This is a genomic window from Cellulomonas sp. HD19AZ1 (assembly GCF_004535805.1).
Lineage (GTDB): Bacteria > Actinomycetota > Actinomycetes > Actinomycetales > Cellulomonadaceae > Cellulomonas > Cellulomonas iranensis.
The window spans coordinates 343,741-369,087 of record NZ_SPHX01000004.1; the positions used below are offsets into that span (position 1 = coordinate 343,741).

General features: G+C 76.2%; 21 protein-coding genes and 2 riboswitches. Of the genes, 8 read left to right on the forward strand and 13 right to left on the reverse strand.

Going from position 1 to position 25,347, the window contains the following annotated elements:
- Positions 1–11: 11 nt before the first annotated feature.
- A complete protein-coding gene (locus E4A51_RS10270) occupies positions 12–1,310 on the reverse strand; it encodes a DUF916 domain-containing protein (RefSeq protein WP_134851674.1) in 1,299 nt (432 codons plus the stop codon).
- Positions 1,311–1,378: 68 nt separating this feature from the next.
- Positions 1,379–4,030: an alpha/beta hydrolase-fold protein gene (locus tag E4A51_RS10275; RefSeq protein ID WP_167748895.1), complete on the reverse strand. Its 2,652-nt coding sequence runs from the start codon at positions 4,028–4,030 to the stop codon at positions 1,379–1,381.
- A gap of 357 nt (positions 4,031–4,387) precedes the next feature.
- A riboswitch (glycine riboswitch) is annotated at positions 4,388–4,510 on the forward strand.
- 193 nt (positions 4,511–4,703) lie between these two features.
- Here E4A51_RS10275 and gcvP point away from each other — a divergent pair.
- The 6 genes from gcvP (at position 4,704) to E4A51_RS10305 (ending at position 11,008) form a co-directional block, all read left to right on the forward strand.
- The gene (gene gcvP / locus E4A51_RS10280; protein WP_134851676.1) at positions 4,704–7,646 is read left to right on the forward strand and encodes an aminomethyl-transferring glycine dehydrogenase; all 2,943 of its coding nucleotides are present in this window, start codon (positions 4,704–4,706) and stop codon (positions 7,644–7,646) included.
- 44 nt (positions 7,647–7,690) lie between these two features.
- Positions 7,691–8,860, forward strand: a complete 1,170-nt coding sequence (gene gcvT / locus E4A51_RS10285; protein ID WP_167748896.1) for a glycine cleavage system aminomethyltransferase GcvT — start codon at positions 7,691–7,693, stop codon at positions 8,858–8,860.
- 64 nt (positions 8,861–8,924) lie between these two features.
- A complete protein-coding gene (gene gcvH / locus E4A51_RS10290) occupies positions 8,925–9,296 on the forward strand; it encodes a glycine cleavage system protein GcvH (RefSeq protein ID WP_046529741.1) in 372 nt (123 codons plus the stop codon).
- Between the two features lie 326 nt (positions 9,297–9,622).
- Positions 9,623–9,859, forward strand: a complete 237-nt coding sequence (locus E4A51_RS10295) for a helix-turn-helix transcriptional regulator (protein ID WP_046529742.1) — start codon at positions 9,623–9,625, stop codon at positions 9,857–9,859.
- Positions 9,860–9,946: 87 nt separating this feature from the next.
- On the forward strand, positions 9,947–10,402 hold the full coding sequence (locus tag E4A51_RS10300) for a (deoxy)nucleoside triphosphate pyrophosphohydrolase (protein WP_134851678.1): 456 nt from the start codon (positions 9,947–9,949) through the stop codon (positions 10,400–10,402).
- A 168-nt stretch (positions 10,403–10,570) separates the two neighbouring features.
- Entirely contained in the window at positions 10,571–11,008 is a 438-nt protein-coding gene (locus tag E4A51_RS10305) for an Hsp20/alpha crystallin family protein (RefSeq protein ID WP_070320102.1), read from the forward strand.
- A gap of 81 nt (positions 11,009–11,089) precedes the next feature.
- Here the strand turns inward: E4A51_RS10305 and E4A51_RS10310 are convergent, their stop codons facing one another.
- The 6 genes from E4A51_RS10310 to E4A51_RS10335 are packed head-to-tail and all read right to left on the reverse strand — an operon-like array spanning position 11,090 to position 14,991.
- Positions 11,090–11,443, reverse strand: a complete 354-nt coding sequence (locus tag E4A51_RS10310; RefSeq protein WP_052748398.1) for a response regulator — start codon at positions 11,441–11,443, stop codon at positions 11,090–11,092.
- The gene (locus tag E4A51_RS10315; protein ID WP_167748897.1) at positions 11,440–11,763 is read right to left on the reverse strand and encodes an STAS domain-containing protein; all 324 of its coding nucleotides are present in this window, start codon (positions 11,761–11,763) and stop codon (positions 11,440–11,442) included. The genes E4A51_RS10310 and E4A51_RS10315 overlap by 4 nt, the downstream gene beginning before the upstream one ends.
- Before the next feature lie 17 nt (positions 11,764–11,780).
- The gene (locus E4A51_RS10320) at positions 11,781–12,203 is read right to left on the reverse strand and encodes an ATP-binding protein (RefSeq protein WP_134851679.1); all 423 of its coding nucleotides are present in this window, start codon (positions 12,201–12,203) and stop codon (positions 11,781–11,783) included.
- A complete protein-coding gene (locus tag E4A51_RS10325) occupies positions 12,200–13,411 on the reverse strand; it encodes a PP2C family protein-serine/threonine phosphatase (protein ID WP_134851680.1) in 1,212 nt (403 codons plus the stop codon). The genes E4A51_RS10320 and E4A51_RS10325 overlap by 4 nt, the downstream gene beginning before the upstream one ends.
- A gap of 10 nt (positions 13,412–13,421) precedes the next feature.
- Positions 13,422–13,730, reverse strand: coding sequence for an STAS domain-containing protein (locus tag E4A51_RS10330; protein ID WP_070320098.1), 309 nt, complete (start codon positions 13,728–13,730; stop codon positions 13,422–13,424).
- Between the two features lie 55 nt (positions 13,731–13,785).
- Positions 13,786–14,991: a glycosyltransferase gene (locus tag E4A51_RS10335; RefSeq protein WP_134851681.1), complete on the reverse strand. Its 1,206-nt coding sequence runs from the start codon at positions 14,989–14,991 to the stop codon at positions 13,786–13,788.
- Positions 14,992–15,121: 130 nt separating this feature from the next.
- Between E4A51_RS10335 and E4A51_RS10340 the strand changes: the two genes are divergently transcribed.
- Complete coding sequence (locus E4A51_RS10340; RefSeq protein WP_134851682.1) at positions 15,122–18,061, forward strand: response regulator; 2,940 nt, start codon at positions 15,122–15,124, stop codon at positions 18,059–18,061.
- Here the strand turns inward: E4A51_RS10340 and E4A51_RS10345 are convergent.
- From E4A51_RS10345 to E4A51_RS10365, 5 genes are all read right to left on the reverse strand, one after another.
- On the reverse strand, positions 18,051–19,199 hold the full coding sequence (locus E4A51_RS10345) for a MalY/PatB family protein (protein ID WP_134851683.1): 1,149 nt from the start codon (positions 19,197–19,199) through the stop codon (positions 18,051–18,053). The two genes, E4A51_RS10340 and E4A51_RS10345, sit on opposite strands and share 11 nt — an antisense overlap.
- 296 nt (positions 19,200–19,495) lie before the next feature.
- Positions 19,496–21,847: a 5-methyltetrahydropteroyltriglutamate--homocysteine S-methyltransferase gene (gene metE / locus E4A51_RS10350; RefSeq protein ID WP_134851684.1), complete on the reverse strand. Its 2,352-nt coding sequence runs from the start codon at positions 21,845–21,847 to the stop codon at positions 19,496–19,498.
- Positions 21,844–22,929 carry a methylenetetrahydrofolate reductase gene (locus tag E4A51_RS10355; protein WP_134851793.1) on the reverse strand — a complete coding sequence of 362 codons (1,086 nt, stop codon included), beginning with the start codon at positions 22,927–22,929 and terminating at the stop codon, positions 21,844–21,846. Before E4A51_RS10355 ends, metE begins: the two co-directional genes overlap by 4 nt.
- Positions 22,930–23,011: 82 nt before the next feature.
- Positions 23,012–23,118: riboswitch (SAM riboswitch) on the reverse strand.
- A 162-nt stretch (positions 23,119–23,280) separates the two neighbouring features.
- Positions 23,281–23,499 (reverse strand): hypothetical protein, encoded by a 219-nt coding sequence (locus tag E4A51_RS10360; RefSeq protein ID WP_046529750.1) that lies wholly within the window; start codon positions 23,497–23,499, stop codon positions 23,281–23,283.
- A gap of 109 nt (positions 23,500–23,608) precedes the next feature.
- Entirely contained in the window at positions 23,609–24,217 is a 609-nt protein-coding gene (locus E4A51_RS10365; protein WP_070320092.1) for a DNA-3-methyladenine glycosylase I, read from the reverse strand.
- A gap of 140 nt (positions 24,218–24,357) precedes the next feature.
- Between E4A51_RS10365 and E4A51_RS10370 the strand changes: the two genes are divergently transcribed.
- The gene (locus E4A51_RS10370; RefSeq protein WP_134851685.1) at positions 24,358–25,194 is read left to right on the forward strand and encodes a hypothetical protein; all 837 of its coding nucleotides are present in this window, start codon (positions 24,358–24,360) and stop codon (positions 25,192–25,194) included.
- Positions 25,195–25,347 lie beyond the last annotated feature (153 nt).

A 25,347-nucleotide genomic window follows, 5' to 3' on the forward strand; every position in this document is an offset into this window, starting at 1 on the left:
ACGGGTCCGCGTCAGGCGGTGTCGGTGCGGGCCGCCGGCACCGCCGGCGTCGCCTCCGCGTCGTCGGCCCCCGCCGCCGTCGTCGCCGACCGCTCCGGGCCGGCCGGCTGCGCTGCCGCCGGCACCCCCGCCGCCGCCAGCGCGGCGTCGACCCGCGACTGCACGAGCGCGGCCGTGCGCCGGCGCCGCCACCGCACCAGCACGACCCCACCCACGACCACGACCAGCAGCGCGAGCTGCGACCACGGCACGGCCCACACCACGACCGACGCCGAGCCCGTGCGCAGCGCCGCGTCCACGACGTCGTCGCCCACGACCCACGGGCGCGTGTCGACGTGCCCGGCCGCGCGGACCACGGGCCACACCCGCAGGTCGCCCTCGACCCACGCGGACTGCCCGGGCAGCACCTCGCGCAGCTCGGCGCGGTGCTCGGCGGCGCCGACCCCGCCCGGGCCCGCGAGCTCCGCGACCGTGCGGGCCGCGAGACGCACGTCGCCGGTGTTCGCGACGCGGTAGCGCACGTGCACCGTGCCGGGCGCGAACGGGTTCCACGACGGCACCCAGCGCGCCTCGACGTCCTGCGGCGCGAGCGCGGCCGTGACCTCGCCCGTCACACGCAGGTGCAGGCGCACGCCCGTGCGCGCCGCGAGCCGCACGCCCTCACCCGTGACGAGCTCGGCCACGACGCCCGCCGGGTGGTCGCCCGGCGTCGCGTCCGCGGGCACCGTGACCGTCACGGGCACGGTCGCGCGCGCACCGGGGTCGAGCGTGACGCGCAGCGCGCCGTCCGCCTGGCGCTCGGCCCCGGGGACGTCGCCGAGCGCGACCCACGCGCCGCCGTCCACGGGCGTCGAGCCGCCGGGCGGCAGGTCGAAGTCGCCGCCCTCGGACAACGTGCCGTCGCCCGCGTACACCGCGAACGTCGCGGCGCGGTCGCCCAGGTTGTCGAGCACGACCGCGTCGTCGGCCGACGCACCCGGGTCGAGCACGTGGCGCAGCGACAGCCGCCCGTCCGGGCCGTCGGGCGTGCCGGGGCGCACGGACCACGTGACGGCGGGCGTCCCGGCGTCCGTCGTCGCCGGGACGGGCGCGGGTCCGACCGCGGCCGCGGGTGCGGCGGCACCGGTCGCGGCGAGCGCCGCGAGCACACCCGCGGCGAGGAGGCGCCCGGCGCGGACGTGCACGGCGCGGGCACCGGCGGTGCGGTGCGTGCGGTCGGTGCGGCGGGTGTGGTCGGGGCGGCGCGTGCGCGTGCCCCGCGGCGCGGGGGTGGTGCGCGGCGCGCGGGCGGCGGGGGGCGTGCGGTGCATGGGTCTCTCCTCGGTCCGGCGTGCGGCGGGGGTGGCCCCCCGCCGCACGCCGGTGTCCGTCGGTCGGGTCAGTCGACGGGGAACAGCGTCAGGCTCAACGTGCCCGCGTACTCCCCGGGCGCGGTGTCGACCGGCACGTCGAGCACGAGGTCCGCGCCCAGCGTCGCCGTGCCGACCCGGCCCTCGGCGGTCGCCGACGCGAGCCGGCCGGGCACGACCAGCCCCTCGCCGCCGCCGAGCGCCGTCGCGCGCGCCTCACCGGCCACGAGGCCGGCCCGCGGCGTCTCGACCCGCGGCGTCCACCCCAGGTGCTTGCCCTCGAGCAGGCGCGACCCGGAGTCGAACGTGTACGCCTGGCCGGTGACGGCCCACCCGGTGACCCCCGCCTGCGCGACGCTCCGCGAGTCGGTGACGGTCACGGCGGGCAGCTGCCCCCGGAACCGCAGCGCGGTGCCGGTCTGCTGCGGCCCGTCGAGCGTGACGCCCGAGCCGTCGTCGGCCACGGACAGCGCGAGCACGCCGTCCTGCCCCTCCGGCACGACCGCCCGCAGCTCGACGCCCTGCGTGCCGCCGTCCTCGCGGAACAGGCGCGGCAGCAAGTCGATGAGGTTCGTCGACCACACCTCGAACCCGTGCGGGCCCTGCGTGACGCCGGCGAACTCGTGCTCGACCCCGTTCTTCTCCAGCAGGTCCAGCAGGTTCATCGTCTGCTGGTAGGTGAAGTCGGTCTTGTCACCGGTGTACATGCGCGCCAGCCGCGTCTCGGCGTTGACGGCCGCGGCGTCGAACTGCGGCGTGCCGAAGAACAGCCCGCCCGAGAACGCGCCGACCCACCCGAACTGACCCGGACGGGTCAGCCACGTGTTGAGCGTGTTCATCGCACCCATCGACAGGCCCGCGATGCCCTGCCCGGCCGCGTCGGACCGGATGTGGTACGCCGCGCGCGCCGCCGGTGCGAGGTTGTCGAGCAGCTCGGTCGGGAAGTCGGGCACGTTGCCGTTGCCCATGACGACGACCATCGGGACGATGCCGCCCTGCGCCGAGTAGTTGTCGAGGATCTGCGGCGCACGGCCCACCTCGACCCAGTCGCCGTAGTTCTGCCCGCCGCCGTGGTTGAGGTACAGCACGGGGTACGGCTCGGCGCGGTCCGGGTCGTAGCCCGGCGGCGTCCAGACGTACGCCTTGCGCTCCTCGTTCGCGACCTTGCTGTCGTACGTCAGCACGGACAGCTCGCCCCGCTGGCCCTCCGGGGCGTCGGCGAGCATGCGGTCGTTCTCGCCCGGCACGAACAGCGGGCTGACGCCCGTGAGCGTGTTCACGGTGTCGGCGGGGTCCTTCTCGTCGACGCCGTCGACCACGTACCGGTAGTAGTAGAAGCCGTCGAGCGGCCCCATCGACAGCCGCCACCGGTCGCCGACCTTCGTCATCGGCACCCGGAACCACGCGCCGTTCGGCGCCCAGTTCGCCCACACCGTGACGCCCTTCGCGTCGGCCCACTGCGTGCCGGTCTCGAACGTGACGATGCCGTCGGCGTCGACGTGCGGCGTCGTGATCGAGCCCGCCGCGGGCGGCGTGTAGCGCGCGTCGAGCGGGCGGTGCCCCTCGCGCGGGCCGTGCCCCGCGTCGTCCCGGAAGACGCGCGACGCGAAGTCCCGCAGGCCCTCGCGCCACGTGTCCCACGTGCCGCCCGTGTCGGGGTCGACGCCGTCGAACTCGTGCTCGACGCCCGCGCGCTCGAGCGTGCGCAGCAGGTCGTGCGTGCTGTTGTACGCGGGGTCGAGCACGTTGCCGACGTAGACGCGCAGCCGGTCGGTGCCCGCGTTGATCTCGCGCGCGGTGCTCGCGCTGATCGACCCGGTGAGCCGCCCGGAGAACGACGCGACCTCGGAGAACACCCCCGGGTCGGTCCGCAGCACGGTGAGTGCGTGGTGCGCGCCGTCGCCGATGCCGGCCAGCGCCTGGCCCGCCGCGTCGTCGGACACGTGGTACGCGTCGCGGGTCGCGGCGACCACGCCGTCGAGCAGCTCGGTGCGCGGGTCGGTGCCCCGCGCGTCGGCCATGACGACGACCATGTCGGCCAGGCCGCCCTCGGCGGCCAGGTTGTCGAGGACCTGCGGCGCACGGCCCAGCTCGGCCCACTCGCGCGCCGACTGCGAGCCGTCGGCGAGCAGGTAGAGCACGGGGTAGGCGTCGGCGCGGCCGGGGTCGTAGCCCGGCGGCGTCCACACCAGCGCGTCGCGCTCGGCGCCGTCGACGGGGCTGTCGTACGCGAGGTCGGCGACCGTGCCGCCGTGCGCGACGTCCGCCATCCACTGCACCGACGGTCCGGGCACGAACAGCGTGCTCCACGTGGGGTGCGCCGTCACCGCGACGGGGCTCGTGGGCTCCTTGAACGACTTCTTGGTCCGGTCGGGCCACGTGGCCGTGTACTGGTAGTAGTACAGGCCGGGCTGGAGGATCCCCACCTGCGTCGGGTAGTCGGTCCCGCTCGGGTCCATGGCCAGGTCCGACCACGTGCCCGCGGGCCCGAAGTTGCCCTGGAGCTCGACCTGCGCGGGCTTGCTGCCCAGGATCCGCTCGGCCTCGGCCTGCGGCACCACGAACCGGTGGTAGCCCTCGGGCGTCACCGACACCCACGGGTCCGGCGCCACCGGCTCGGCTGCCGCGGACGGCGCCATCGCCGCCGCCGTGCCGAGCGCCAGCGCGGCGCCGGTGACCACGGCCGTGGTCCTGCGTGCTGCGCCACGGGCCTGCCGTGGCGTTCTTCCCCTCATCCCCATCGGTACCCCTTTCACGGTCCCGACCGGCAGGGGACGTCGCGGCCCCGCGCTCGTCCTCGAGCGTGGGGGAGTACGTCCTGCGCCACCCCCTGACGGAGCCACGGACGCCTGCGTCCGCGGCCTTCCCGCCGTCCTGCGACGGTGCAGGGGCGGGTGCCCGAATGCTGTCGGGTCGAGAGGTTTAACGTCAACCTTCCGAGTGCACCGGGGTGTGCAGCGCGGCGCGGCGCACCCCTGCCCGTGCGACGCGGGGTGCCGTACGCTGGCCGACGGACCACCACAACTGAACACGCTGCTCGAACCGCGGCGGGAGAGCTCCCGCCGACCGTCCGCCCGCACACCGGTGCGGACGGCAGCGCGGGACGCCGAAGGAGCAACCCTCCCCGGGAATCTCTCAGGCCCCCGTACCGCCGCGGCCAGGCAACTCTGGAAAGCGGCGCCGGCCAGGTCCGGCGCCCACCGACGGTGCAAGTCGGCGCGCCCCGGAGCCCGTCCCGTGGGACGCGCTCATGGCGGACCGGCAAAACTCTCAGGTCACCCCTGCGCGGGTGGATGACAGAGCGGGGAGCCCCTACCCGTCCCGGACCCGTCCGGACGACCCCGTGGAGCACCCGTGACCGACCTCGCCACGCCGCCCGTCACCCCGCCCGCCGCACCGACGCACTCGCCCGCGGCCGCGGGTTTCGTCGACCGGCACGTCGGCCCGCGCGGCGACGAGACCGCGCGCATGCTCGCGACGCTCGGGTTCGCGGACCTCGACGCGCTCGTCGACGCGGCCGTGCCCGCCGTCATCCGCACGGACCGGCCGCTGGACCTGCCCGCCGCGCGCGGCGAGGAGGAGGTCCTCGCGGACCTGCGCGCGATCGCGGGCCGCAACCGCGTGCTGCGCCCCATGATCGGGCAGGGCTACTACGGCACGACGACGCCCGCGGTGATCCGCCGCAACGTGCTGGAGTCGCCGGCCTGGTACACCGCGTACACGCCGTACCAGCCCGAGATCTCGCAGGGCCGGCTCGAGGCGCTGCTCAACTTCCAGACCGTCGTCTCCGACCTGACGGGCCTCGACGTCGCGAACGCCTCGCTGCTGGACGAGGCCACCGCGGTGGCCGAGGCGGTCGCGCTGATGTGGCGCGCGTCGCGGGCGACGACGGGCACGGTCGTGCTGGACGCCGACCTGTTCCCGCAGTCGCTCGCGGTCGCGCGGGGGCGGGCCGAGGCCGTCGGCCTGCCCGTGGTGGTCGCGGACCTGCGGGACGGCCTGCCCGAGGTCGACGGGCCGCTGGTCGGCGTCGTCGTGCAGCAGGTCGGCGCGTCGGGCGCGCTGCACGACCTGCGTCCGGTGGTCGCGGCCGCGAAGGAGCGCGGCGCGCTCGTGACGGTCGCGGCGGACCTGCTCGCGCTCACGCTCGTGACGACGCCCGGCGAGCTCGGCGCCGACGTCGCGGTCGGCTCGGCGCAGCGGTTCGGCGTCCCGCTGTTCGGCGGCGGCCCGCACGCCGCGTTCATGGCGGTGCGCCAGGGTCTCGAGCGCACGTTGCCCGGGCGCCTGGTGGGCGTCTCGGTCGACGCCGACGGCGCACGCGCCTACCGGCTCGCGCTGCAGACCCGCGAGCAGCACATCCGCCGCGAGAGGGCGACGAGCAACATCTGCACCGCGCAGGCGCTGCTCGCGATCGTCGCGTCGATGTACGCCGTCTACCACGGGCCCGACGGCCTGGCCGCGATCGCGCGGCGCGTGCACGGCGGCGCCGTCCGGCTGGCCGAGGTGCTGACGGCGGCGGGCGTCGAGGTCGTGCACGAGCACGTGTTCGACACCGTGCGCACGCGCGTCCCCGGTGCGGCGCGCGCGGTCGTGGCCGCGGCCGCCGCGCGCGGCGTCAACCTCTGGGCGCCCGACGACGACCACGTGCAGGTCGCGTGCGACGAGACGACGACGGGCGACGACCTGCGCGCCGTCGTCCTCGCGTTCGCCGACGCGGGCGTCGCGACGCCGCCGGTGGACGGGCCGTCCGTCGCCTCCGTCGCGCCGCAGCCGGCGGACGTGCCCGCGCACCTCGCGCGGTCGACCGGCTACCTCACGCACCCGGTGTTCCACGTGAATCGTTCCGAGACCGCGATGCTGCGGTACCTGCGGCGGCTGTCCGACAAGGACCTCGCGCTCGACCGCACGATGATCCCGCTGGGCTCGTGCACCATGAAGCTCAACGCGACCGCGGAGATGGAGCCGATCTCCTGGCCCGAGTTCGCCGCGATCCACCCGTACGCGCCCGCCGACCAGACGCAGGGGTACGCGGCGCTCGTCGGAGAGCTGCAGGACTGGCTCGCCGAGATCACCGGGTACGCGGCGGTGAGCGTGCAGCCGAACGCGGGTTCGCAGGGCGAGCTCGCGGGGCTGCTCGCGATCCACGCGTACCACGAGTCGCGCCGCGCCGACGGCGACGAGCCGCGCGACATCTGCCTGATCCCGGCGTCGGCGCACGGCACGAACGCGGCCTCGGCGGCGCTCGCGGGGCTCAAGGTCGTGGTCGTCGCGACGGCAGAGGACGGCGAGGTCGACCTCGCCGACCTGCGCGCGAAGCTCGCGCAGCACGGCCCGCGGGTGGCCGCGATCATGATCACCTACCCCTCGACGCACGGCGTGTACGAGGCCCACGTGCGCGAGGTCTGCGACCTCGTGCACGAGGCGGGTGGGCAGGTGTACATCGACGGTGCGAACCTCAACGCGCTCGTCGGGCTGGCCCGCCCGGCCGAGCTCGGCGGGGACGTGTCGCACCTCAACCTGCACAAGACGTTCTGCATCCCGCACGGCGGCGGCGGCCCCGGCGTCGGGCCCGTCGCGGTCGCGGCGCACCTCGCGCCGTTCCTGCCCGGTGACCCCACGCCCGGTGCGGCCGGCGGCTCGCCCGTCGCACCCGTCGCGGCCGCGCCCTGGGGCTCGGCCGGCATCCTGCCGATCTCGTGGGCGTACGTCGCGCTCATGGGCCCCGACGGCCTGCGCCGCGCGACCGAGACCGCGGTGCTCGCTGCCAACTACCTCGCGGCGCGCCTGCGCGAGCACTTCCCCGTGCTGTACGCCGGCCCCGGCGGGCTCGTCGCGCACGAGTGCATCCTCGACCTGCGCCCGCTCACCAAGGCCACGGGCGTCACCGCCGAGGACGTCGCCAAGCGCCTCATGGACTACGGCTTCCACGCCCCGACGCTCTCGTTCCCCGTCGCCGGCACGCTCATGGTCGAGCCGACCGAGAGCGAGGACCTCGCCGAGCTCGACCGGTTCGTCGACGCGATGGTCGCGATCCGCGCCGAGATCGACGCGGTCGCCGACGGCACGTGGGAGCTCGCCGACTCGCCGCTGCGGCAGGCGCCCCACACGGCCGCCGCCGTGACGGCCGACGCGTGGGACCACGCCTACGGCCGCGAGCGGGCGGCCTACCCGCTCGCGTCGCTGCGGGCCGACAAGTACTGGCCGCCCGTGCGCCGCATCGACGGCGCGCGCGGCGACCGGCAGCTCGTGTGCTCGTGCCCGCCCGTCGAGGCGTACGCGGACGACGTGCGATGACCGGCCCCGCCTCGCCCGCCACCCCCACCACCCCGGGAGACGACATGACCGACCGGCGCTCGCCGCTGCACGACGAGCACGTCGCCCTGGGCGCCGCGCTCACGTCCTTCGCCGGCTGGCAGATGCCGCTGCGCTACACGTCCGACCTGGCCGAGCACACCGCGGTCCGCACCGCCGCCGGCCTGTTCGACCTGTCGCACATGGGCGAGATCGAGGTGACCGGCCCCGACGCCGGCGCGTTCCTCGACCGCGCGCTCGTCGGCGACCTCACCGGCCTGCGGGTGCACGGCGCGCGCTACACGATGGTCGTGCAGGAGGACGGCGGCGTCGTCGACGACCTCGTCGTCTACCGCACGGGCGAGCGGACGTACCTCGTGGTCGCGAACGCGTCGAACCACGAGGTCGTGCTCGCCGAGCTGCGCGAGCGCGCCGCGGGCGCCGGTGCGGGCCTCGACGTCGAGGTCGTGGACCGCTCGCAGGCCACGGCGCTCGTCGCGGTGCAGGGACCGCACGCGCTCGCCGTCGTCGAGGCGCTGCCCGGCCTCGCGCCCGCACCCGACGCCCCCGCCGACGTCACCCCCGCGACGCTCCGGTACTACGCGTGCCTGCCGATGGTCGTCGACGGCACGCCCGTGCTCGTCGCGCGCACCGGCTACACCGGCGAGGACGGCTTCGAGTTCTTCCTCGACGCGGCCGCCGCGCCCGCGCTGTGGCGCGCGCTGCTCGCCGCCGGTGCCGACCACGGGATCGTGCCGGCCGGGCTGTCCGCGCGGGACTCGCTGCGTCTCGAGGCCGGCATGCCGCTGTACGGCAACGAGCTCGACCGCACCACGACCCCGCACGACGCGGGCCTCGGGCGCGTCGTCCGGCTCGACAAGGTCGACGCCGCGGGCGAGCCCGTGCCGTTCGTCGGGCGCGACGCGCTCGCCGCGCGCGCGACCTCGCAGCCCGCGCGCGTGCTCGTCGGCCTGCAGGGCCTCGGGCGCCGCGCCGCCCGCCACGGGTACGCCGTGCTCGCGTCCGACGCCCCCGACGCCGCGACCGTGGGGACCGTGACGTCGGGCGCGCCGTCGCCCACGCTCGGCCACCCCGTCGCGATGGCCTACGTGACGCCCGAGGTGTCCGCCGAGGGCACCGAGCTCGCGGTCGACGTGCGCGGCCGCCGTGAACCGGTGCGCGTCGTGCCCCTGCCCTTCTACCGTCGTCCTCGGTGACGGCGCACACGCCGTCGCCCCGCACCCCGCACCCCCGCACCGCCCGAGACCCCCAGGAGCCCCGATGACCGCCGAGCTGCCGACGACGCTGCAGTACACCGCCGAGCACGAGTGGGTCGACGACGCGTCGCCCGCGACGATCGGCATCACGTCGGTCGCCGCCGACGCGCTCGGCGACATCGTCTTCCTCGAGCTGCCCGCGGTCGGCGCGACCGTCGAGCAGGGCGCCGTGATCGGCGAGATCGAGTCGACGAAGTCGGTGTCGGAGCTGTTCTCGCCGGTGTCCGGTACGGTGACCGAGGTCAACCAGGCAGCGGTCGACGACCCGTCCGTGGTCAACTCCGACCCGTTCGGCGCCGGCTGGCTCCTGAAGGTCGACGTCACCTCCACGGGCCCCGTCATGACGGCCGAGGAGTACCGCGCGCTCAACCCGTGAGGCCCGTTCACCCCGATCCGTGGGTGAAAGTGCCCAGCAGACCCCCCGGACGGGCGCGAACTCGGACACGCGTCCATTCGTCCGGGTGCTTGCCCCGAACGAGTGACCTGCCGCACCCTGCTGAGGACGGAAGTTCGCCCGGGTGTATCAGGGCCGGTCGGACGATGTCATGTCAGGTGCAGCGATCGGCACCGCGGGGGGGATCTCACGGTGATTCGGAGAAGTCGGCAGAAGTCGCGTCATAGCGGTCCCACCTGCCCCTCTCATCCGGTACGCAGCCACCGCGGTCCCGGAGAGTCCGGGCCCGCCGCACTCCGGAGGACATCATGAGCATGCTGGACACCACCGTGAACCCGGCCGCCACGGGAGCGCACGCGCTCACCCGTCGTGAGCGGGTGGTGCTGGCGGAGCTGGCCGAGGACGTGACGCTCGAGGAGATCGCCACGCGGCTGTTCGTCACGCGCAACACGGTCAAGTCGCAGGTGCGTTCCGTGTACCGCAAGATCGGCGTCTCGACGCGTGCCGAGGCGGTCGCGTGGGCCGAGGCGCACGGCATCCGCTGATCCGGCGTGCCGCCGGCCCCCGCGTCGGGAACGGTGCGGCCACACGGCCGTGACCGCGACGTGACACGTGGCTGGCACACTCGGCGCATGGACCCCGTGCTCGTCGTCGCCGCCGCCGTGGTCGACGACCTCGACGACCCCCGCCTGCTGCTCGCCGCGCGGCGTGCCACGCCCGCGAGCCTCGCGGGCCGCTGGGAGTTCCCCGGCGGGAAGGTCGACCCCGGGGAGACGCCCGAGGAGGCGCTGCACCGCGAGCTGCGCGAGGAGCTCGGCGTGCGCGTGGGGCTCGGCGTCGAGCTGCTCGGCCCGGACGACGGGGCGTGGCGCCTGTCGGAGCGGTACGTCATGCGGCTGTGGTTCGCCGAGGTGGTGGAGGGCTCGCCGGAGCCGATCGTCGAGCACGACGAGCTGCGCTGGCTGCCGTCGGGGCAGTGGCACGACGTGCCGTGGCTCGACGCGGACGTGCCGATCGTCGACCGTCTGGTGGAGTTCGTGGCGTCGTTCGCACCCGACCCGCACGCCGGACCGGGGCGCTCGGCCTGACGTCGCGCGGCCGTGTTCTCCGTGCGCGAACACCTGCCGCCGACCACTTGGCACTCTCCCGCGGAGAGTGCTAATCCTTGACGTGTAGCCGACCCCCGGCGGGCGACCCCGCCGGCGGGAGCACCGGGGCCCGGGCGGTCCGGGCCCCTCGTCGAGGAGGTGATGGGTGTGGCTACTCGTGTCGACCCCTTCCGGGAGATGGACCGACTGCTCACGCAGGTCCTGGCGTCCGACCGCGCCGCGGCGACGATGCCCATGGACCTCTACCGCGACGGCGACCACTACGTGCTGCACGTCGACCTGCCGGGCGCCGACCCGGGCACGATCGACGTCAACGTCGAGGACCGCACGCTGACCATCCGCGCCGAGCGGACCGCCCGCACCGAGCACGACGTGCAGTGGCTGGCCAAGGAGCGGCCCGTGGGGACGTACGCCCGGCAGCTCACCGTCGGTCGCGGGCTGGCGCTCGACCGCATCTCCGCGACCTACGCCGACGGCGTGCTGACGCTCACGGTGCCCGTCGCCGAGGAGGCCAAGCCGCGCCGCATCGAGGTGCAGCACGGCGCGACGCCGACGTCGATCGAGGCGGGCGCCGCGGCCGGCTGACCGCCGCCCCGCCCCGCGACCCCGCAGGCCGTGCCGCGCCCCCGGTGCGCGGCACGGCCTGCGCCGTGCCGCGGCGCGACGTCAGGCAGCCGGTCCGAGCCCCGCGAGCACCCGCGTGACGGTCGCCGTGCTCACGGGCTTGCTCAGCAGCGCCGTCACCCCCTGCGGGGGGTCGTCGCCCACGGCCGCGTGCTCCACGACGCCCGTGACCAGCACGAACGGCACGTCGGCGCACGCCCCGCGCACGCCGGCCAGCACGTCGAGCCCCGTGCCGGACGGCAGGCGGTAGTCGCAGAACACCACGTCCGCGCCGGGAGCCGCGGCGACCGCCGCCGCGACGTCGTCCGCCTGCGCGACGTCCCAGCCGGCCTTGTGCAGGATGTGGGCGAGGACCAGCCGGGACACGGTGTCGTCGTCGACCACCAGCGCCCTCATCCGGCGTCCCCCGCCGAGCGCACCGCGACCATGCGCAGCACGCGGTCCAGCATCGTCAGCTCGAACACGCGCCGCGCGTCGGCGGAGCGTGGCTCGCACACCACCGCCGTGCCCCCGACCGACTCGCACACGCGGTGCGCGTGCACGACCGCCGCGAGCCCGGCGGAGTCGACGAACGTCGCCTCCGTGAGGTCGACCACCGCCGTGTCGACGCCCCCGACGGCGAACGTGTCGATCGCGCGCCGCACCTCGAGCGCGACGGGCGCGTCGAACCGGCCCGCGACCTCGATCACCGCGAGCCCCGGCGCGGGTCGCGTCACCTCCAACGACGTCGGCGTCACCGCGCACCCCCCGCCGGCGGTCGGTGCACGTGCAGCCGCCACGTGTTCACGGCGCCCTCCCGGGTGTGCTCGAAGTCGTCGACGAGCTTGCGGACGATCATCAGCCCGTACCCGCCCTCCTGCGGCACGCCGGGCACGGGCTCGACCGCCATCCGCGTGCGGTCCGGCGCGGCGCCGCCGTCGCTCACGTGCACGGTGACGCCGCGGTCGTCGACCGCGCCGCGCACGTGCAGCCGGTCGCAGCGCGTCAGGCCCGAGTGGTCGACCACGTTGACGCAGACCTCGTGCGTCGCGAGCTCGATGCGGGTGCGCACGCGACCCGGGCTGGACCAGCCGGCGTCCGCGAACAACGCCGTGAACCAGTCCTCGAGCACGCTCAGGGCCGAGTGGTCCACCGGCAGGTCGATCTCCCGGATCATGCCCACGCCTCCCGTCGGACGACGACGAGCGTGCGGTCGTCGGACTGCGCCACGCCCCGGCCGTGCGCCGCGACCGCGTCGAGCACTGCCGCGAGGTCGTCCGCCGCGGTGCCCCGCGACCACCGCGCGCACAGCGCCGCGAAGCGGTCGTACCCGAGCATGCCCCCCGTCGCGTCCTCCTGCTCCACGAGCCCGTCGGAACCGACCCACAGCGTGTCCCCGGGCGCCATCCGGACCTCGCGGACCGCGTGCGCCAGGCCCGGGAGCACGCCGAGCGGCGGCGACGTCGCGCGCAGCGGCGTCACACGCCCGCCCGCGCCCAGCAGCACGGGCGAGTGGCCCGCGTTGCACACGCGGGCGACGCCGCTCGCCGGGTCGACGTGGCCGACCGCGAGCGTGACGAACCGCCGGATGTCGACGAGCCAGTCGTGGACGTCCCGGTCGACCCGCTGCGTCGCCGCCACCACGTCGCCCGGCTCGACGCTGGTGAACGCCGCGAGGCACTCGGCGATCACGCGGCTCATGACGACCGCCGCGGGCAGGCCCTTGCCCGCGACGTCGCCCACGGCGAACCACAGCCCGCCGTCGCGCTCGGCGAACGCGTACAGGTCGCCGCCCGCGACGTGCGCGGGCACGGAGCGCGCCGCGACGTCGAGCCCGGGCACCACCGGCGGCGCGGGCGCGAGCACCGCCTGCGCGACGGTCGACGCGGCCTCGTGCTCGCGCGCGACGGCCGCCCGCTCGACGGCCGTCGCGTGCAGGCGCCAGATGGTGCGGGCCATCACGGCGGTCGCCACGACGACGTCGACGAGGTCGAGCTCGCCCGTGCCGAACGGCGGCCCGGCGGTGCGGGACACGACGACCCCGCGCAGGTCGTCGTCGGGCTCGGCGGGCACCTGCACGACCGTCGAGCCGCCGTCGAGCACCGCGACCCGGCCCGGCGCGGTCGTCGCGGCCGCCGCCGCGGCGCGAGCGACCACACCCGTCGCGGCGTCGGGATCGGCCGCGCGCACGTCGTCGGGTCCCAGCACGGCCACGACGTCGGCGTCCGTGAGGTCGGCCGCGATCGCGAGCAGCCTCGCACGCGCCTGCGTCGGGTCGAGCGCCCGGTCCAGCACGGACGCCAGCAGCCGCAGCGCGTGCAGGCGGTCGAGCGCCGTGACGAGCGCGTCCATGATCTCCGGTGCGTCCGGCGTCCCCGTGGTCACCGCGCGACCCTCACCCGGCGTCCGGCAGCAGGACGCCGGCGAGGTCCGTGACCTCGAGGATCGTCCGCACCGGCTCCGACGTGCCGGTGAGGGTGAACGTGCCTCCCCGCGCGAGCGCGGTGCGCCGCAGCGCGACCAGCTCGGCGAGCGCGCTCGAGTCGACGAACGTGACCCCGGACAGGTCGACCTCCAGCGCGGGGGCGTCACCCTCGACGAGCGCGCGCAGCACCCCCTGGGCCTGCGCCACCTCGTGCGCGTCGAACCGCCCCACGACCTCCGCCCGGCCGGTGCCGCCCACCCGCTCCGTGCGCACGCTCATCCGTCCCGCCCCCTCCGGTCCTTCGGCGCCCCGGCGCGCCCCGTGCCCCGCGCGCTCACGAGCGCCCGCCCTCGGCGGCCAGCCGCCGCAGGTGCAGCACGTGCCAGTGCACGACGTCGGCGAGGGCCGCGCCCGCCGCCGCGGTGAAGTTCTGCCGCCCCAGCCGGGTGCGCAGCTCGTCGTCGTCCAGCACGCGCTCCAGGGCGTCCGCGAGCCCCGCCGCGTCACCGAGGTCGTAGCGCTCGACCGCGAACCCCTCGTCCTCGACGAGGTCGTCCAGCTCGCTGCCGCGCGGCAGGACCACCGCCCGCCCGTGCTCGCCGGCCAGGTGCAGCACTCCGGGGGCGCCCGGGCCCGGCGCGGACGGGAACGCGACGACCGCCGCCGAGCGGAACAGCGCCGGCACGTCCTCGTCCGCGACGAACCCGGTCAGCTCGAGGCCCGGCAGGTCCGCGTGCCGCGCGGCGACCTCCGCCAGGTACCCCGGCTCGTCCGGACCGTCCGACCCCGCAAGCACGAGCACGACGTCGTCGCGGCCGCGTCGCCGCAGCTCGCGGTACGCGTCGACGAGCACGTCGGCGGTGACGGCGGCGCCCCACCTGCCGTAGGCGAGGACGCGCCGGGGGCCGGGCGGACGCGCGAGGTCCGGCAGCGGTACGAGCTCGAAGCTGCCGTGGGGTGCCAGCGCCACGTGGTCCGCGCCGAAGCGGTCGCGCACGAGGTCGACGTGCCGCGGGATGGTCAGCGCCAGCAGGTCGGCGCGCAGCAGGGCTCGCAGCCGCAGCCGCCCGACCGCGCGCGCCGCCCGGGCTCGCAGCGACGGACGCCCGCGGTCCGCCGCCCGCTCGTCGATCTCGTCGGCGAGGTCGTGCAGCAGCACGACCACGGGCACCCCCGCGCGTCGCACGAGCCACGGCGACAGCAGGCCGAGCGTGCCCGGCACCCCGTGGTCCCCGAAGGACGCGAGCTGCACGTTGAACAGCACCGCGTCCAGGCGGTGCTCCCGCGTCGCGCGGCGGATCCGCCAGGGCGTGCGCAGGTCCTCCGGCCGCCATGCCGCGACCGGCGTGACCCCCGGCGACGGGGCGGGCGCGCCCCAGGGCGTCACGTCGTGCAGCAGCACCACCTCGGCGACCTGCTCGTGGTGGGCGAGGTGGTGCACGAGGTGCCGCCCGTACTCGGTGAGCCGCGCGCGGCTCGGCGGGTACGCCGTCACCACGCCCACGTGCAGCCCGCGGCGGACCGCGCTCGCTGGTGTCATCGGCCACCCCCCCTGAGGGGTCGGCCCGCGGTCGCCGCGGGCGGGTGTTGACGCCCGGTGCTCCACGTCCGACCCTGTGGATGGTCCAGACGGTACTCCTGGCGCTGCGGCGCCGACAGCAGGGGCGCAGATGACCGGCACGGGGCAGACCGGCACGGGGGCGGCGGGAGCCGACCTGCTCCGACGGCTGCCCGCCGGCGCCCGTGCCGCGCTCGCGGTCGGTCTCCTGGGGGTGCTCGCGGGTGCCGCGGTCGGCCTCGCCGGGGGTGAGCGGGCCGCGACCGTCGTGTGCCTCGTCGTCGAGCTGCTCGCGGCGGCCGTCGTGACCGCGCGCGTCGTGATCCTGCCCGCCGAGCGCGGCGCGTGGAGCGCGATGGCGGCGGCGCTGCTGCTGCACGCCGTCGAGGAGCTGCTGGCGGCGTCGTCGGTGGGCGGGATCGGGCTGTGGGTCGCGCTGTCGGCGGCGTCGTCGGCGTTCGCGGTCGTCAGCGTCGTCGCCGTCGTGTCCGCGCGCCTCGTGACGCAGACCCCGGTGATGTGGCTCGAGACGACCATCGCGGCGTCGGGGCTGCTCGCGGTCGGCGCGATGCTCGTGGGGCCGCTCGGTGGCGCCGGGTGGCTCGTGCTCGTGCACGTCGCCGGACCGCTCGTCGTGCTCGCGGCCCTCGTGGGCGGGCTCGTGGCGCTCGCGCAGCGACCCACGCCCGCGTGGTGGGCGATCACGGTCGGCTTCTCGCTGATGACGCTGTCCGCGGCGCTCACCACGGCCGGGTCCGCCTGGGCCGAGGGCGGGCCGGGCCTGGCCGCGGACCTCCTGACGGGCGTGGGCACGCTGGTCGTCGCGGCCGGGGCGTGGTGGTCCCGCCCGCGGGCGACCGGGGTCGTCGCACCGCTGTCGAACCTCGGGGTGCCGCTCGTGTTCCTCGTCGCGGCGCTCGTCGTCGAGCTCGTCGACACCATGGCCGAGGTACCCGTGCTCGCCGAGGCGGCGGCGTTCGTCGCGCTCACCGCGGGGGTCGGGCGGCTGTTCCTCGCGGTGCGGTCCGCGCAGCGCGTCGGGCGCACCGAGCAGGCGCTCAACCGCACCCTGCGGCAGGCGCACGAGGACGCGCTCGCCGCGGCCGCGGCCCGCACGGCCTTCGTCGCCAACATGAGCCACGAGATCCGGACGCCGATGAACGCGGTGATCGGCATGACGGGTCTGCTGCTCGACACCGACCTCGACGCCGAGCAGCGCGAGTACGCGCAGACCGTGCGACTGTCGGGGAACCTGCTGCTCGACCTCATCAACAACGTGCTCGACCTGTCGAAGATCGAGGCCGGCGGCCTCGACCTCGAGGACCACCCGTTCGACCTGACGGCCGCCGTCGACGACTCCCTCGGGCTGCTCGCGCACGCGGCCAGCGCGCGCGACGTCGCGCTGCTCGCGGACGTCGACCCCGCGTGCCCCGCGTGGGTGCGCGGCGACGTGACGCGGCTGCGGCAGGTGCTCGTCAACCTCGTCGGCAACGCCGTGAAGTTCACGCACAGCGGTGACGTGGTGGTGCGGGTCGCACCCGCCGCCGGCCCGCCCGGCGCGCTGCGCTTCGCCGTGACCGACCAGGGCATCGGCATCCCGCGCGACCGCATGGACCGGCTGTTCCGCGAGTTCAGCCAGGTCGACGCGTCGACCACGCGGCGCTACGGCGGCACGGGGCTGGGGCTGGCGATCAGCCGTGCGATCGTCGAGCTCATGGGCGGTGCGCTCGGCGTGACGTCCGAGGTGGGCGTGGGCTCGACGTTCGCGTTCACGGTCGTGCTGCCGCCCGTGCCCGCACCGACGCCCGAGTCCACCGCCCCCGCGGTGCTGCACGGCCGCACCGCGGTCGTCGTCGAGGACGACCCCACCAACCGTCGCATCCTCGTCTCGCAGCTCGAGCGGTGGGGGCTGACGTGCCGCGCCTTCGCGTCGGCCGAGGACCTGCTCGACGCCGCCGACGTCGACCGACCCGACCTCGTGACGCTCGACATGCGGCTGCCCGGGCTCAGCGGGGTCGAGGCGGCGACCCGCGTGCGGGAGCACCCGGGCTGGCAGGACGTGCCGCTCGTGCTGCTGAGCAGCCTGAACGACGTGCTCACCGTGCAGGAGCGTGCACCGTTCGCCGCTCTGCTGACCAAGCCCGTGCGCGCGGCCGAGCTGCGGCGCGTCGTCACCGACGTCGTCACGGGCCGGCGGCGTGAGCCCAGCCGCGCCGCGCCCGCCCGCACCGGCGCGCGGCTGCGGGTGCTCGTCGCCGAGGACAACGCGGTCAACCGCACCATGGCGGAGCGGGTGCTGGCCGCGATGGGCCACGACGTGGAGACCGTCGGCGACGGCGGTGCGGCCGTGGCGCGCACGGCCGAGCAGGACTTCGACGCCGTGCTCATGGACATCCACATGCCCGTGCTCGACGGCCTGGAGGCGACCCGGGAGATCCGCGCGCGCGGCGGCGCGCACCAGCCGGTGATCGTCGCGCTGACCGCCAGCGCGACGGCCGAGGACCGGCAGGCGAGCGCCGCGGCCGGCATGGACGACTTCCTCACCAAGCCGTTCCGGTCCCAGGACCTCGATCACGTGCTTGCGCGCGTCGTCCCGCAGCGCTCGGACGCCGCGGTGGCACCCGCGCCCGGCGCGCCGACCGCACCCGCGCCGCCCGGCGCCGCCGACCCGACCGCCCCCGCCGCTCGGGACGTCCCCGCCGACCCCGCGGAGGGCGCGCCCGTCCTCGACGCCGACGCGTTCGCGCTCGCGTGCGAGGTCGACGCCGCGTCGGGCGGTGCGCTGCTCGGCGCGTTCGTCGCCGACTGCGCGACCGGTGCCGACCGCCTCGACGCGGCGGCCGCCGCGGGCGACCCCGGCGAGGTCGCCGCGGTCGCGCACGCGTGGCTGGGTGCGTGCGGGACGGTCGGCGCGACGGGCCTGGCGGACCTGCTGCGACGGGTCGAGGACGCCGCGCGGCGCGGCGCGCTGCCGGGCGCGGACGTGCTCTGTGCCGTGCGTGCCGAGGCGACCGCGGTGACCGCCGCGGTGCGTGCTGCCGTCAGCGCGTGAGCGTCGCCACGAGGCGGTCGAGCGCGTCGTCGAGGATCGACGGCGCCGTCGCGAGGTTGAGGCGCACGTGCCCGTCGCCGGCCTCGCCGAACGTCGGGCCGGGGTTGACCGCGAGCCGCCCGCGCGCGAGCACCAGCCGCGCCGGGTCGGCACCGCTCGCGACCACCGCGGGCGTCGCGCGCAGGTCGAGCCACGCGAAGTACGTGGCCGCCGGGCGGTCCCAGCGGGCCTCCGGCAGCCGCTCCGCCAGGACGGCGGCCGTGCGGTCGCCGTTCGCGCGGATCCCGGCGCGCACGTCGTCGAGCCACGCGTCGCCCGCGCGGTAGGCGGCCTGGTGCGCGATCGACGCGACGTGGCTGACGCCGTGCCGCACGATCTCCGGCAGCCGCTCCAGGTCGCGCGCCGCGGGTCCCGGCACGGCGATCGCGGCCTTCAGCCCGGCGAGGTGGAACGCCTTGGACGCCGAGTGCAGCGCGATCGCGTCGGGGATCACGGTGGTGGTGGGCACGAACGGCTCGTCGCCCACCACGAGCGGCGCGTGGATCTCGTCCGCGACGACCCGCACGCCGTGGTGCGCCGCGAGCTCGCCCAGCGCGCGCAGCTCGTCGGCCGTGTGCAGCGTGCCGGTCGGGTTGTGCGGGTGGCACAGCAGGTACGCGCGGGCACCCGCGAACGCGCGGTCCAGCGCGTCGAGGTCGAGCCGCCCCGCGGGCGTGAGCGGAGCGGTGACCACGCGCCGGCCCGCGTGCTCGACGAACGCGCGGAACGGCGGGTAGACCGGCGGGCTGATGACCACGCCGTCGCCGGGCCCGGTCACCAGGCGCAGCACCTCGACGGCGCCCAGCATGACGTCGGGCACGAGCCGCGTGCGCTCGACCGGCACGTCCCAGCCCTGCCGCCGGGCCGCGAAGTCCGCGAACGCCTCCGCGTACGCGGTGCCCTGCGGGCTGGTCGGCTCGGCCTCGTACCCCGTGTCGCCGGTCGTCATGGCGCGGTGCACCGCGTCGACCACCGCCTCGAGCGGGCGCACGTCCATCTCGGCGACGAACGCGGGCAGCACGTCCGGCTCGTACGTGCGCCACTTGAGCGAGGTGCGCCGACGCAGCTCGTCGGGCGTGACGTCGAACGGCGAGGTCATGAGGTCACGGTACGGCCAGGCGTGCGAGTCGTGGCGACGAGGTGCGGCGCCGACGTGCGGCGACTGGGTCTGCGTTCCATTTCTCACCATGGAACTTGAATGCGACCGGTCGCCGTTCAAGTCCGCTTGTCAGCGACGAGGGCTGCTGGTCAGGACGTCGACCACCGCGGGCGCGCGGTAGATCTGGCTCCGGGACTCACCGCCAGATGCCTGCCCGCCGCAGCAGACCGCGCGAGGCCCCGGCCGCCGCGGGTGCGGCGGGCCGGGGCCCCGGGTCGTGCGGCGCGGCGCCTGCGTCAGAGCGTCGCGCGGACCGTGCGGGTCGCCTCGACCAGGTGCTCGAGCGAGGGCGTGACCTCCTCGTAGCGGCGGGTCTTGAGGCCGCAGTCCGGGTTCACCCAGAGCTGGTCGACGTCGATGGTGCGGACCGCCTCGGTGAGCAGCTCGGTGACCTCGGCCTGCGACGGCACGCGGGGCGAGTGGATGTCGTACACGCCCGGGCCGACGGCGCGCGGGTAGCCCGCCGCCGCGATGTCGCCGAGGATCTCCATCTTCGAGCGGGCCGCCTCGATGCTCGTCACGTCCGCGTCGAGGCCGTCGATCGCGTCCATGATCTCGCCGAACTCCGAGTAGCACAGGTGCGTGTGGATCTGCGTGTCCGGGCGCACGCCGGCCGTCGAGAGACGGAACGAGCGCACCGACCAGTCGAGGTACGCCGCGTGGTCCTTCTCGCGCAGCGGCAGCAGCTCGCGCAGCGCCGGCTCGTCGACCTGCACGATGCCGATGCCCGCGGCCTCGAGGTCCGCGATCTCGTCGCGCAGCGCGAGCGCCACCTGGTTCGCGGTGTCGCCGAGCGGCTGGTCGTCACGCACGAACGACCACGCGAGGATCGTCACCGGGCCCGTGAGCATGCCCTTGACGGGCTTGTCGGTGAGCGACTGCGTGTACGTGGTCCACGCGACCGTGATGGGCGCGGGCCGCGACACGTCGCCCCACAGGATCGACGGGCGCGTGCAGCGCGAGCCGTACGACTGCACCCAGCCGTTCTGCGTGACCGCGAACCCGTCGAGGTTCTCCGCGAAGTACTGCACCATGTCGTTGCGCTCGGGCTCGCCGTGCACCAGCACGTCCAGGCCGATGCGCTCCTGCAGCTCGACGACCCGGCGGATCTCCGCCTTCATCTCGTCCTCGTACGCCGCCGCCGACAGCTCGCCCTTGCCGAACGCCGCGCGGGCCTTGCGGATCTCGGGCGTCTGCGGGAACGAGCCGATCGTCGTGGTCGGCAGCGCCGGCAGCCGCAGGCGCTCGGCCTGCGCGGCCTTGCGCGCCGCGAACGGGCCGCGGCGGAACTGGTCGTCGGTGAGCGCGGCGGCGCGCTCGCGCACCTCGGGACGGACCACGCCGGGTGCCTCCGCCCGGCTGCGCACCGCGTCCGACGCCGCGCGCAGCTGCTCGGCGACGGCCGCGCGGCCCTCGGTCAGGCCCGTCGCGAGCGTCGCGACCTCGCGGACCTTCTCGTCGGCGAACGCGAGCCACTGCACGAGCGTGCGGTCGAGCGCGGGCTCGTCGTCGAGCGTGTGCGGCACGTGGAACAGCGACGTCGACGTGCCGACCGCGACGGCGGCCGCACCGAGGCCCGCGAGCTGCTCGAGCACCGTGAGCCTCGCGTCGAGGTCCGCGCGCCAGATGTTGTGGCCGTCGACGACGCCGCCGACGAGCGTCTTGCCGGCCAGGCCGGGCACCGCGACCGTGGGTGCGTCGCCGCGCACGAGGTCGATCGCGAGGCCCTCGACGTCGGTGGCCGCGAGCACCGGCAGCGCCGCGCCGAGGTCGCCGTAGGGCGCCGCGACGAGGATCGCGGGCCGCTCGGGTCGTGCGAGCTCGGTCGCGAGCGCGCGGTAGGCGCGGGTCGTGGCCTCGGCCAGCACCGCCGCGTCGACGCCGATCGAGTCGGAGACGAGCGCGGGCTCGTCGAGCTGCACCCACGTCGCGCCCGCGGCGGCGAGCTCGGTGAGCAGGCGCGCGTAGACCGGCAGCAGGTCGTCGAGCCGGTCGAGCGGGTGGAAGCCCGCGGGCGCGTCCTCGGTGGGCTTCGCGAGCGCGAGGAACGTCACGGGGCCGACGACGACGGGCCGCGTGAGCACGCCGTCGGCGAGCGCCTCGGCGAACTCGGCGACCGGGCGGTCCGACGCGTAGCGGAACGCCGTGCCCGGGCCGATCTCGGGGACCAGGTAGTGGTAGTTCGTGTCGAACCACTTGGTCATCTCGAGCGGCAGGTCGTCGCCGCGGCCGCGCGCGACCGTCGAGTATCCGGCGAGGTCGAGGCGCCCGTCGGCGTCCTGCAGGTCGGCGAAGCGGGCGGGCACGGCGCCGACGAGCGCGGCCGTGTCGAGCACGTGGTCGTAGAACGAGAACGCGCTCGGGATCGCGGGGGCGTCGGTCGCGAGGCCGAGCTCGGCGAGGCGGGCGCGGGTGCGCCGGCGCAGGTCGGCGGCCACGGCCTCGACCTCGTCGGCCGTCGTGCGGCCGGCCCAGAACGCCTCGAGGGCCTTCTTGAGCTCGCGGCGCGGGCCGATGCGGGGGTAGCCGAGGACGGAGCCGGTGGGGAAGGCCGGGGTGGCCGGCGCGGCGGGCGTGGTGCTGGTCATGACAGGTTCCCTCGCGGAGTCGTCGAGGCGGCGCCGGTGGGCGCGGCCGGGGTCGTGGGTGCGGTGGTCGTGGGCGGGGCGGGGTCGGCGACGGTGGTGCGCCGTCCGCCGACGAGGTCGGCGCCGTCGAGCAGGTCGAGCGCCGCCTCGTGGGTGTTGAACGTGTAGACGTGCACGCCGGGCGCGCCGCCGTCCAGCACGCCGTTGACCAGGTCGACACCGGCGCGCGTGCCGCGCCGGTGGCGCTCCGCGGGGTCGTCGGTGCCGCCGAGCAGGTCGAGCAGGCGCTGCGGCACGGGCACGCCCGTCAGCTCCTGCACGCGCAGCAGGCGGGCCGGGTCGGTGGTGGGGATGATCCCCGGCACGATCGGGATGGTGACGCCGGCCTCGCGCGCCTCGGCGACCAGACCGAGGTAGGCCTCGGCGTCGAAGAAGACCTGCGAGATCGCGAAGTCGGCGCCCGCCTCCTGCTTGGCGAGCAGCGCCTGCACGTCCTGCGCGCGTGTGCCGCCGGTCGCGTGGTTGCCGCGCGGGAACGCCGCGACCGCCACGGACAGCGGGCGGACGCGGGCGCGCACCGCCTGCGACGCGGAGCGGCCGCACCGGCGGCCCTCGATCTCGCGGAGCAGCTCGACCAGCTCGGCGGCGGTGTGCACGCCGTCGGGGTGCGGGCGCCAGTCCGGCTCGCCCGCGGGCGGGTCGCCGCGCAGCGCGAGGAACGAGCGCACGCCCTCGTCGAGGAACTCCTCGACGATCGTCGTGACCTCGTCGCGCGAGGTGCCCACGCAGGTCAGGTGCGCGATCGGGGTCAGCGACGTCTCGCGCAGCAGGCGCCGCACGAGCACGCGCGTGGTCTCGCGCGTGCGGCCCGACGCGCCGTAGGTCACGGACACGAAGTCGGGCTCGACGGTCTCGAGCTCGCGCACCGTGCGCCACAGCCGCGGCGCGGCGTCGGGGTTCCGGGGCGGGAAGAGCTCGAAGGACACGGTGGGCCGGTCGAGGGCGCCCGCCTGCTCGGCGCGCCGCCCGGCGGCCCGGGCGGGCGGCGGGGCGGGTGCCTCGACCTCGGCCACGAGGGTCATCGGGTGCGGCCCGGGAGGCACGCGGTGCGTGCGCTCACGGGGCAGCACGGGCTGCACGAGGGGTCGGTCGCCAGGGCGCAGACGGTCATCGTCACTCCATCGTTCCTGGCGGAAGCACCCACACCCTCGCAGGGAGGGGGGTTGCTGCGGCGTCGCGGAGCCAGGTCTCTCAGCCGCTCTGGATGGTCGACGACGATGCTAGCGGCCATGCCCGGATGGCGGACAGCGCTTCTCGTTCAGTGAGACGACTTCGTTCGGTCGGCGGCCCTCCCGGCTCCGACGGGCCGGAGTGGGTCGGTACAGCTCGTCGCGCGCCGACCGCCCGGGGCGACGCCGGGTGGACGGCAGGGGTCAGCGGCGGCGGCGGTGCAGCGAGGGCAGCGCCTCGCGTGCCGTGCGCTGGTGCGGCAGACCGAACCAGGACGTCGCCGGGGTCATCACGGGGACGTCGTGCAGGCCCTCGTGGACGGCCGCGAGCACCTGCGGGTCGGGCTCGCCCGCCGTCCACCACGCCTCGTGCGCGGCCTGCACGGGGTCGTGCTGCCCGTCCGGGTGCGCGTGGTGGGTCATGGGGGCGACCTTAGCGGCGGTGGGAAGGGCCCCGTCGGCCGCCGGACGCTTGTTCACCCCACGCGTCACCCCGCCGGAGCAGCGCGCGCGCCACCCGGGGGACGCGGCGTCACCCGGCCACCACGACGCACCCCGCGAGGTGGTCGTCGACCACGCCGCACGCCTGCATCGCGGCGTACGCGGTGGTCGGGCCGACGAACCGGAAGCCGAGCGACTTCAGCTCCTTGGCCAGCGCGGCCGACTCGGCGGTCCGCGCGGGCACGTCGGCGTAGCTGCGCGGGCGCTCGCGGGGCGCCGTGGGCGCGTGCGACCACAGCACCTCGTCGAGCGTGCGGCCGGAGTCGTGCAGCGCGAGCAGCGCGCGGGCGTTCGCGATCGTCGCGTCGACCTTCGCGCGGTTGCGCACGATCCCCGCGTCCGCGAGGAGCCGCGCGACGTCGTCCTCGCCGAACGTCGCGACGACCTCGGGGTCGAACGCCGCGAACGCGGCCCGGAACCCCTCGCGCTTGCGCAGGATCGTCAGCCACGAGAGCCCCGACTGGAACGCCTCGAGCGAGATGCGCTCGTACAGCGCGTGCTCGTCGTGCACCGGCACGCCCCACTCCTCGTCGTGGTAGGCCGCGTACACCGGGTCGCCGGAGCCGAAGCACCGGAACGGCTCGTCCTGCGCCGGCGGTGCGGCGGGCGTCGCGTCGGGGGTGGGGACGGTGGTCGTCATGGCCCGAGTCTGGCGCGTCCCGCCGACACCTCGACGCGACCGGCCGGGCACCTGTGCGGCGCGGATCGTCACCCGGGTCTGGGGGCGGCCCGGATCCGTCTGAGGTGCGTGCCCGGGGCAACCGGAGTAGGCAGGGCTGCATGAGCACACCGGCAGCACCCGCCACCCCCGGTCCCGCGCGCCGCGCGCCCTGGTGGCCGTGGGCCGTCGCGGTCGTCGTGCTCGTCGGCGTCGTCGTCGCGCTGCTGCTGACGCGCGGCGACGGCGACGACGCGGCGGCCCCGACGACGTCGCCGACGCCCGCCGCCACCACGCCCACCACGGCGACGAGCCCGAGCGCGACCCCGGCCGCGTCGCCCACCGCGACCGCGGGCTGCGCCCCGACCGGCGACGGACCGCCCGCCGGCGCGGACGTCCGCGAGGTCGTCGACGTCGACGGCGACGGACGCCCCGACCAGGCGTGGCTCACGGGCGGCGCCGACCGTCGCATCGGCATCACCACCGCGTCGGGCGCGACGTTCTCGGCCGCGATCGACTCGGCGAGCCCGGTGCCCGCGTCGGCCGTCGTGCAGCGCGTGCAGGCCGACGCGATCCCCGTCGTGCTCGTCGACCTCGGGCGCGAGGCCCGGCTGTGGTCGGTCGTCGACTGCGGGCTCGTGGCACCCACCAACGCGCAGGGCCAGGCGTACACGTTCGACCGCGGGTTCGCGGGCCAGGGCACCGGCGTCGGCTGCACGCAGGACGGCGGTGCGCTGCGCCTCGCGGGCCTCGACGCCGTGAGCGCCGACGGCGGCACGTTCACGGTCACGCGCACGTGGGTCGACCTGGGCGACGGCGGGCGCACCGCGCGCAACGGCGCGGCCGAGCAGGTCGCGACGGGCGCCGCGGCGGACGACCCGGTCGTCACCACGGCGCAGCAGGTGTCGTGCGGCGACCTGCTGGCCGGTCGCGACGGCCCGGTCGAGCCCGCCTCCTGACGGGCGGCCGTGGCCGCGGCCCGTCGATGGGCGACCATCTGTCGACGGACAGCCGTACGGGTCGACGGACACGCGCGCGCGGGTGTCCGTCGACCGTGGGCGTGTCCGTCGGCGTCGTTGCGGGAGCGCCGGGAGGGTCGTCCGAGACCGGGG

Coding starts and splice junctions, on each gene's coding strand:
- E4A51_RS10270 (WP_134851674.1), bottom strand. CDS start 1,310: ATGCACCGCACGCCCCCCGCCGCCCGCGCGCCGCGCACCACCCCCGCG.
- gcvT (WP_167748896.1), top strand. CDS start 7,691: ATGACCGACCGGCGCTCGCCGCTGCACGACGAGCACGTCGCCCTGGGC.
- gcvH (WP_046529741.1), top strand. CDS start 8,925: ATGACCGCCGAGCTGCCGACGACGCTGCAGTACACCGCCGAGCACGAG.
- E4A51_RS10295 (WP_046529742.1), top strand. CDS start 9,623: ATGAGCATGCTGGACACCACCGTGAACCCGGCCGCCACGGGAGCGCAC.
- E4A51_RS10300 (WP_134851678.1), top strand. CDS start 9,947: ATGGACCCCGTGCTCGTCGTCGCCGCCGCCGTGGTCGACGACCTCGAC.
- E4A51_RS10310 (WP_052748398.1), bottom strand. CDS start 11,443: ATGAGGGCGCTGGTGGTCGACGACGACACCGTGTCCCGGCTGGTCCTC.
- E4A51_RS10320 (WP_134851679.1), bottom strand. CDS start 12,203: ATGATCCGGGAGATCGACCTGCCGGTGGACCACTCGGCCCTGAGCGTG.
- E4A51_RS10330 (WP_070320098.1), bottom strand. CDS start 13,730: ATGAGCGTGCGCACGGAGCGGGTGGGCGGCACCGGCCGGGCGGAGGTC.
- E4A51_RS10335 (WP_134851681.1), bottom strand. CDS start 14,991: ATGACACCAGCGAGCGCGGTCCGCCGCGGGCTGCACGTGGGCGTGGTG.
- E4A51_RS10340 (WP_134851682.1), top strand. CDS start 15,122: ATGACCGGCACGGGGCAGACCGGCACGGGGGCGGCGGGAGCCGACCTG.
- E4A51_RS10345 (WP_134851683.1), bottom strand. CDS start 19,199: ATGACCTCGCCGTTCGACGTCACGCCCGACGAGCTGCGTCGGCGCACC.
- metE (WP_134851684.1), bottom strand. CDS start 21,847: ATGACCAGCACCACGCCCGCCGCGCCGGCCACCCCGGCCTTCCCCACC.
- E4A51_RS10355 (WP_134851793.1), bottom strand. CDS start 22,929: ATGACCCTCGTGGCCGAGGTCGAGGCACCCGCCCCGCCGCCCGCCCGG.
- E4A51_RS10360 (WP_046529750.1), bottom strand. CDS start 23,499: ATGACCCACCACGCGCACCCGGACGGGCAGCACGACCCCGTGCAGGCC.
- E4A51_RS10365 (WP_070320092.1), bottom strand. CDS start 24,217: ATGACGACCACCGTCCCCACCCCCGACGCGACGCCCGCCGCACCGCCG.
- E4A51_RS10370 (WP_134851685.1), top strand. CDS start 24,358: ATGAGCACACCGGCAGCACCCGCCACCCCCGGTCCCGCGCGCCGCGCG.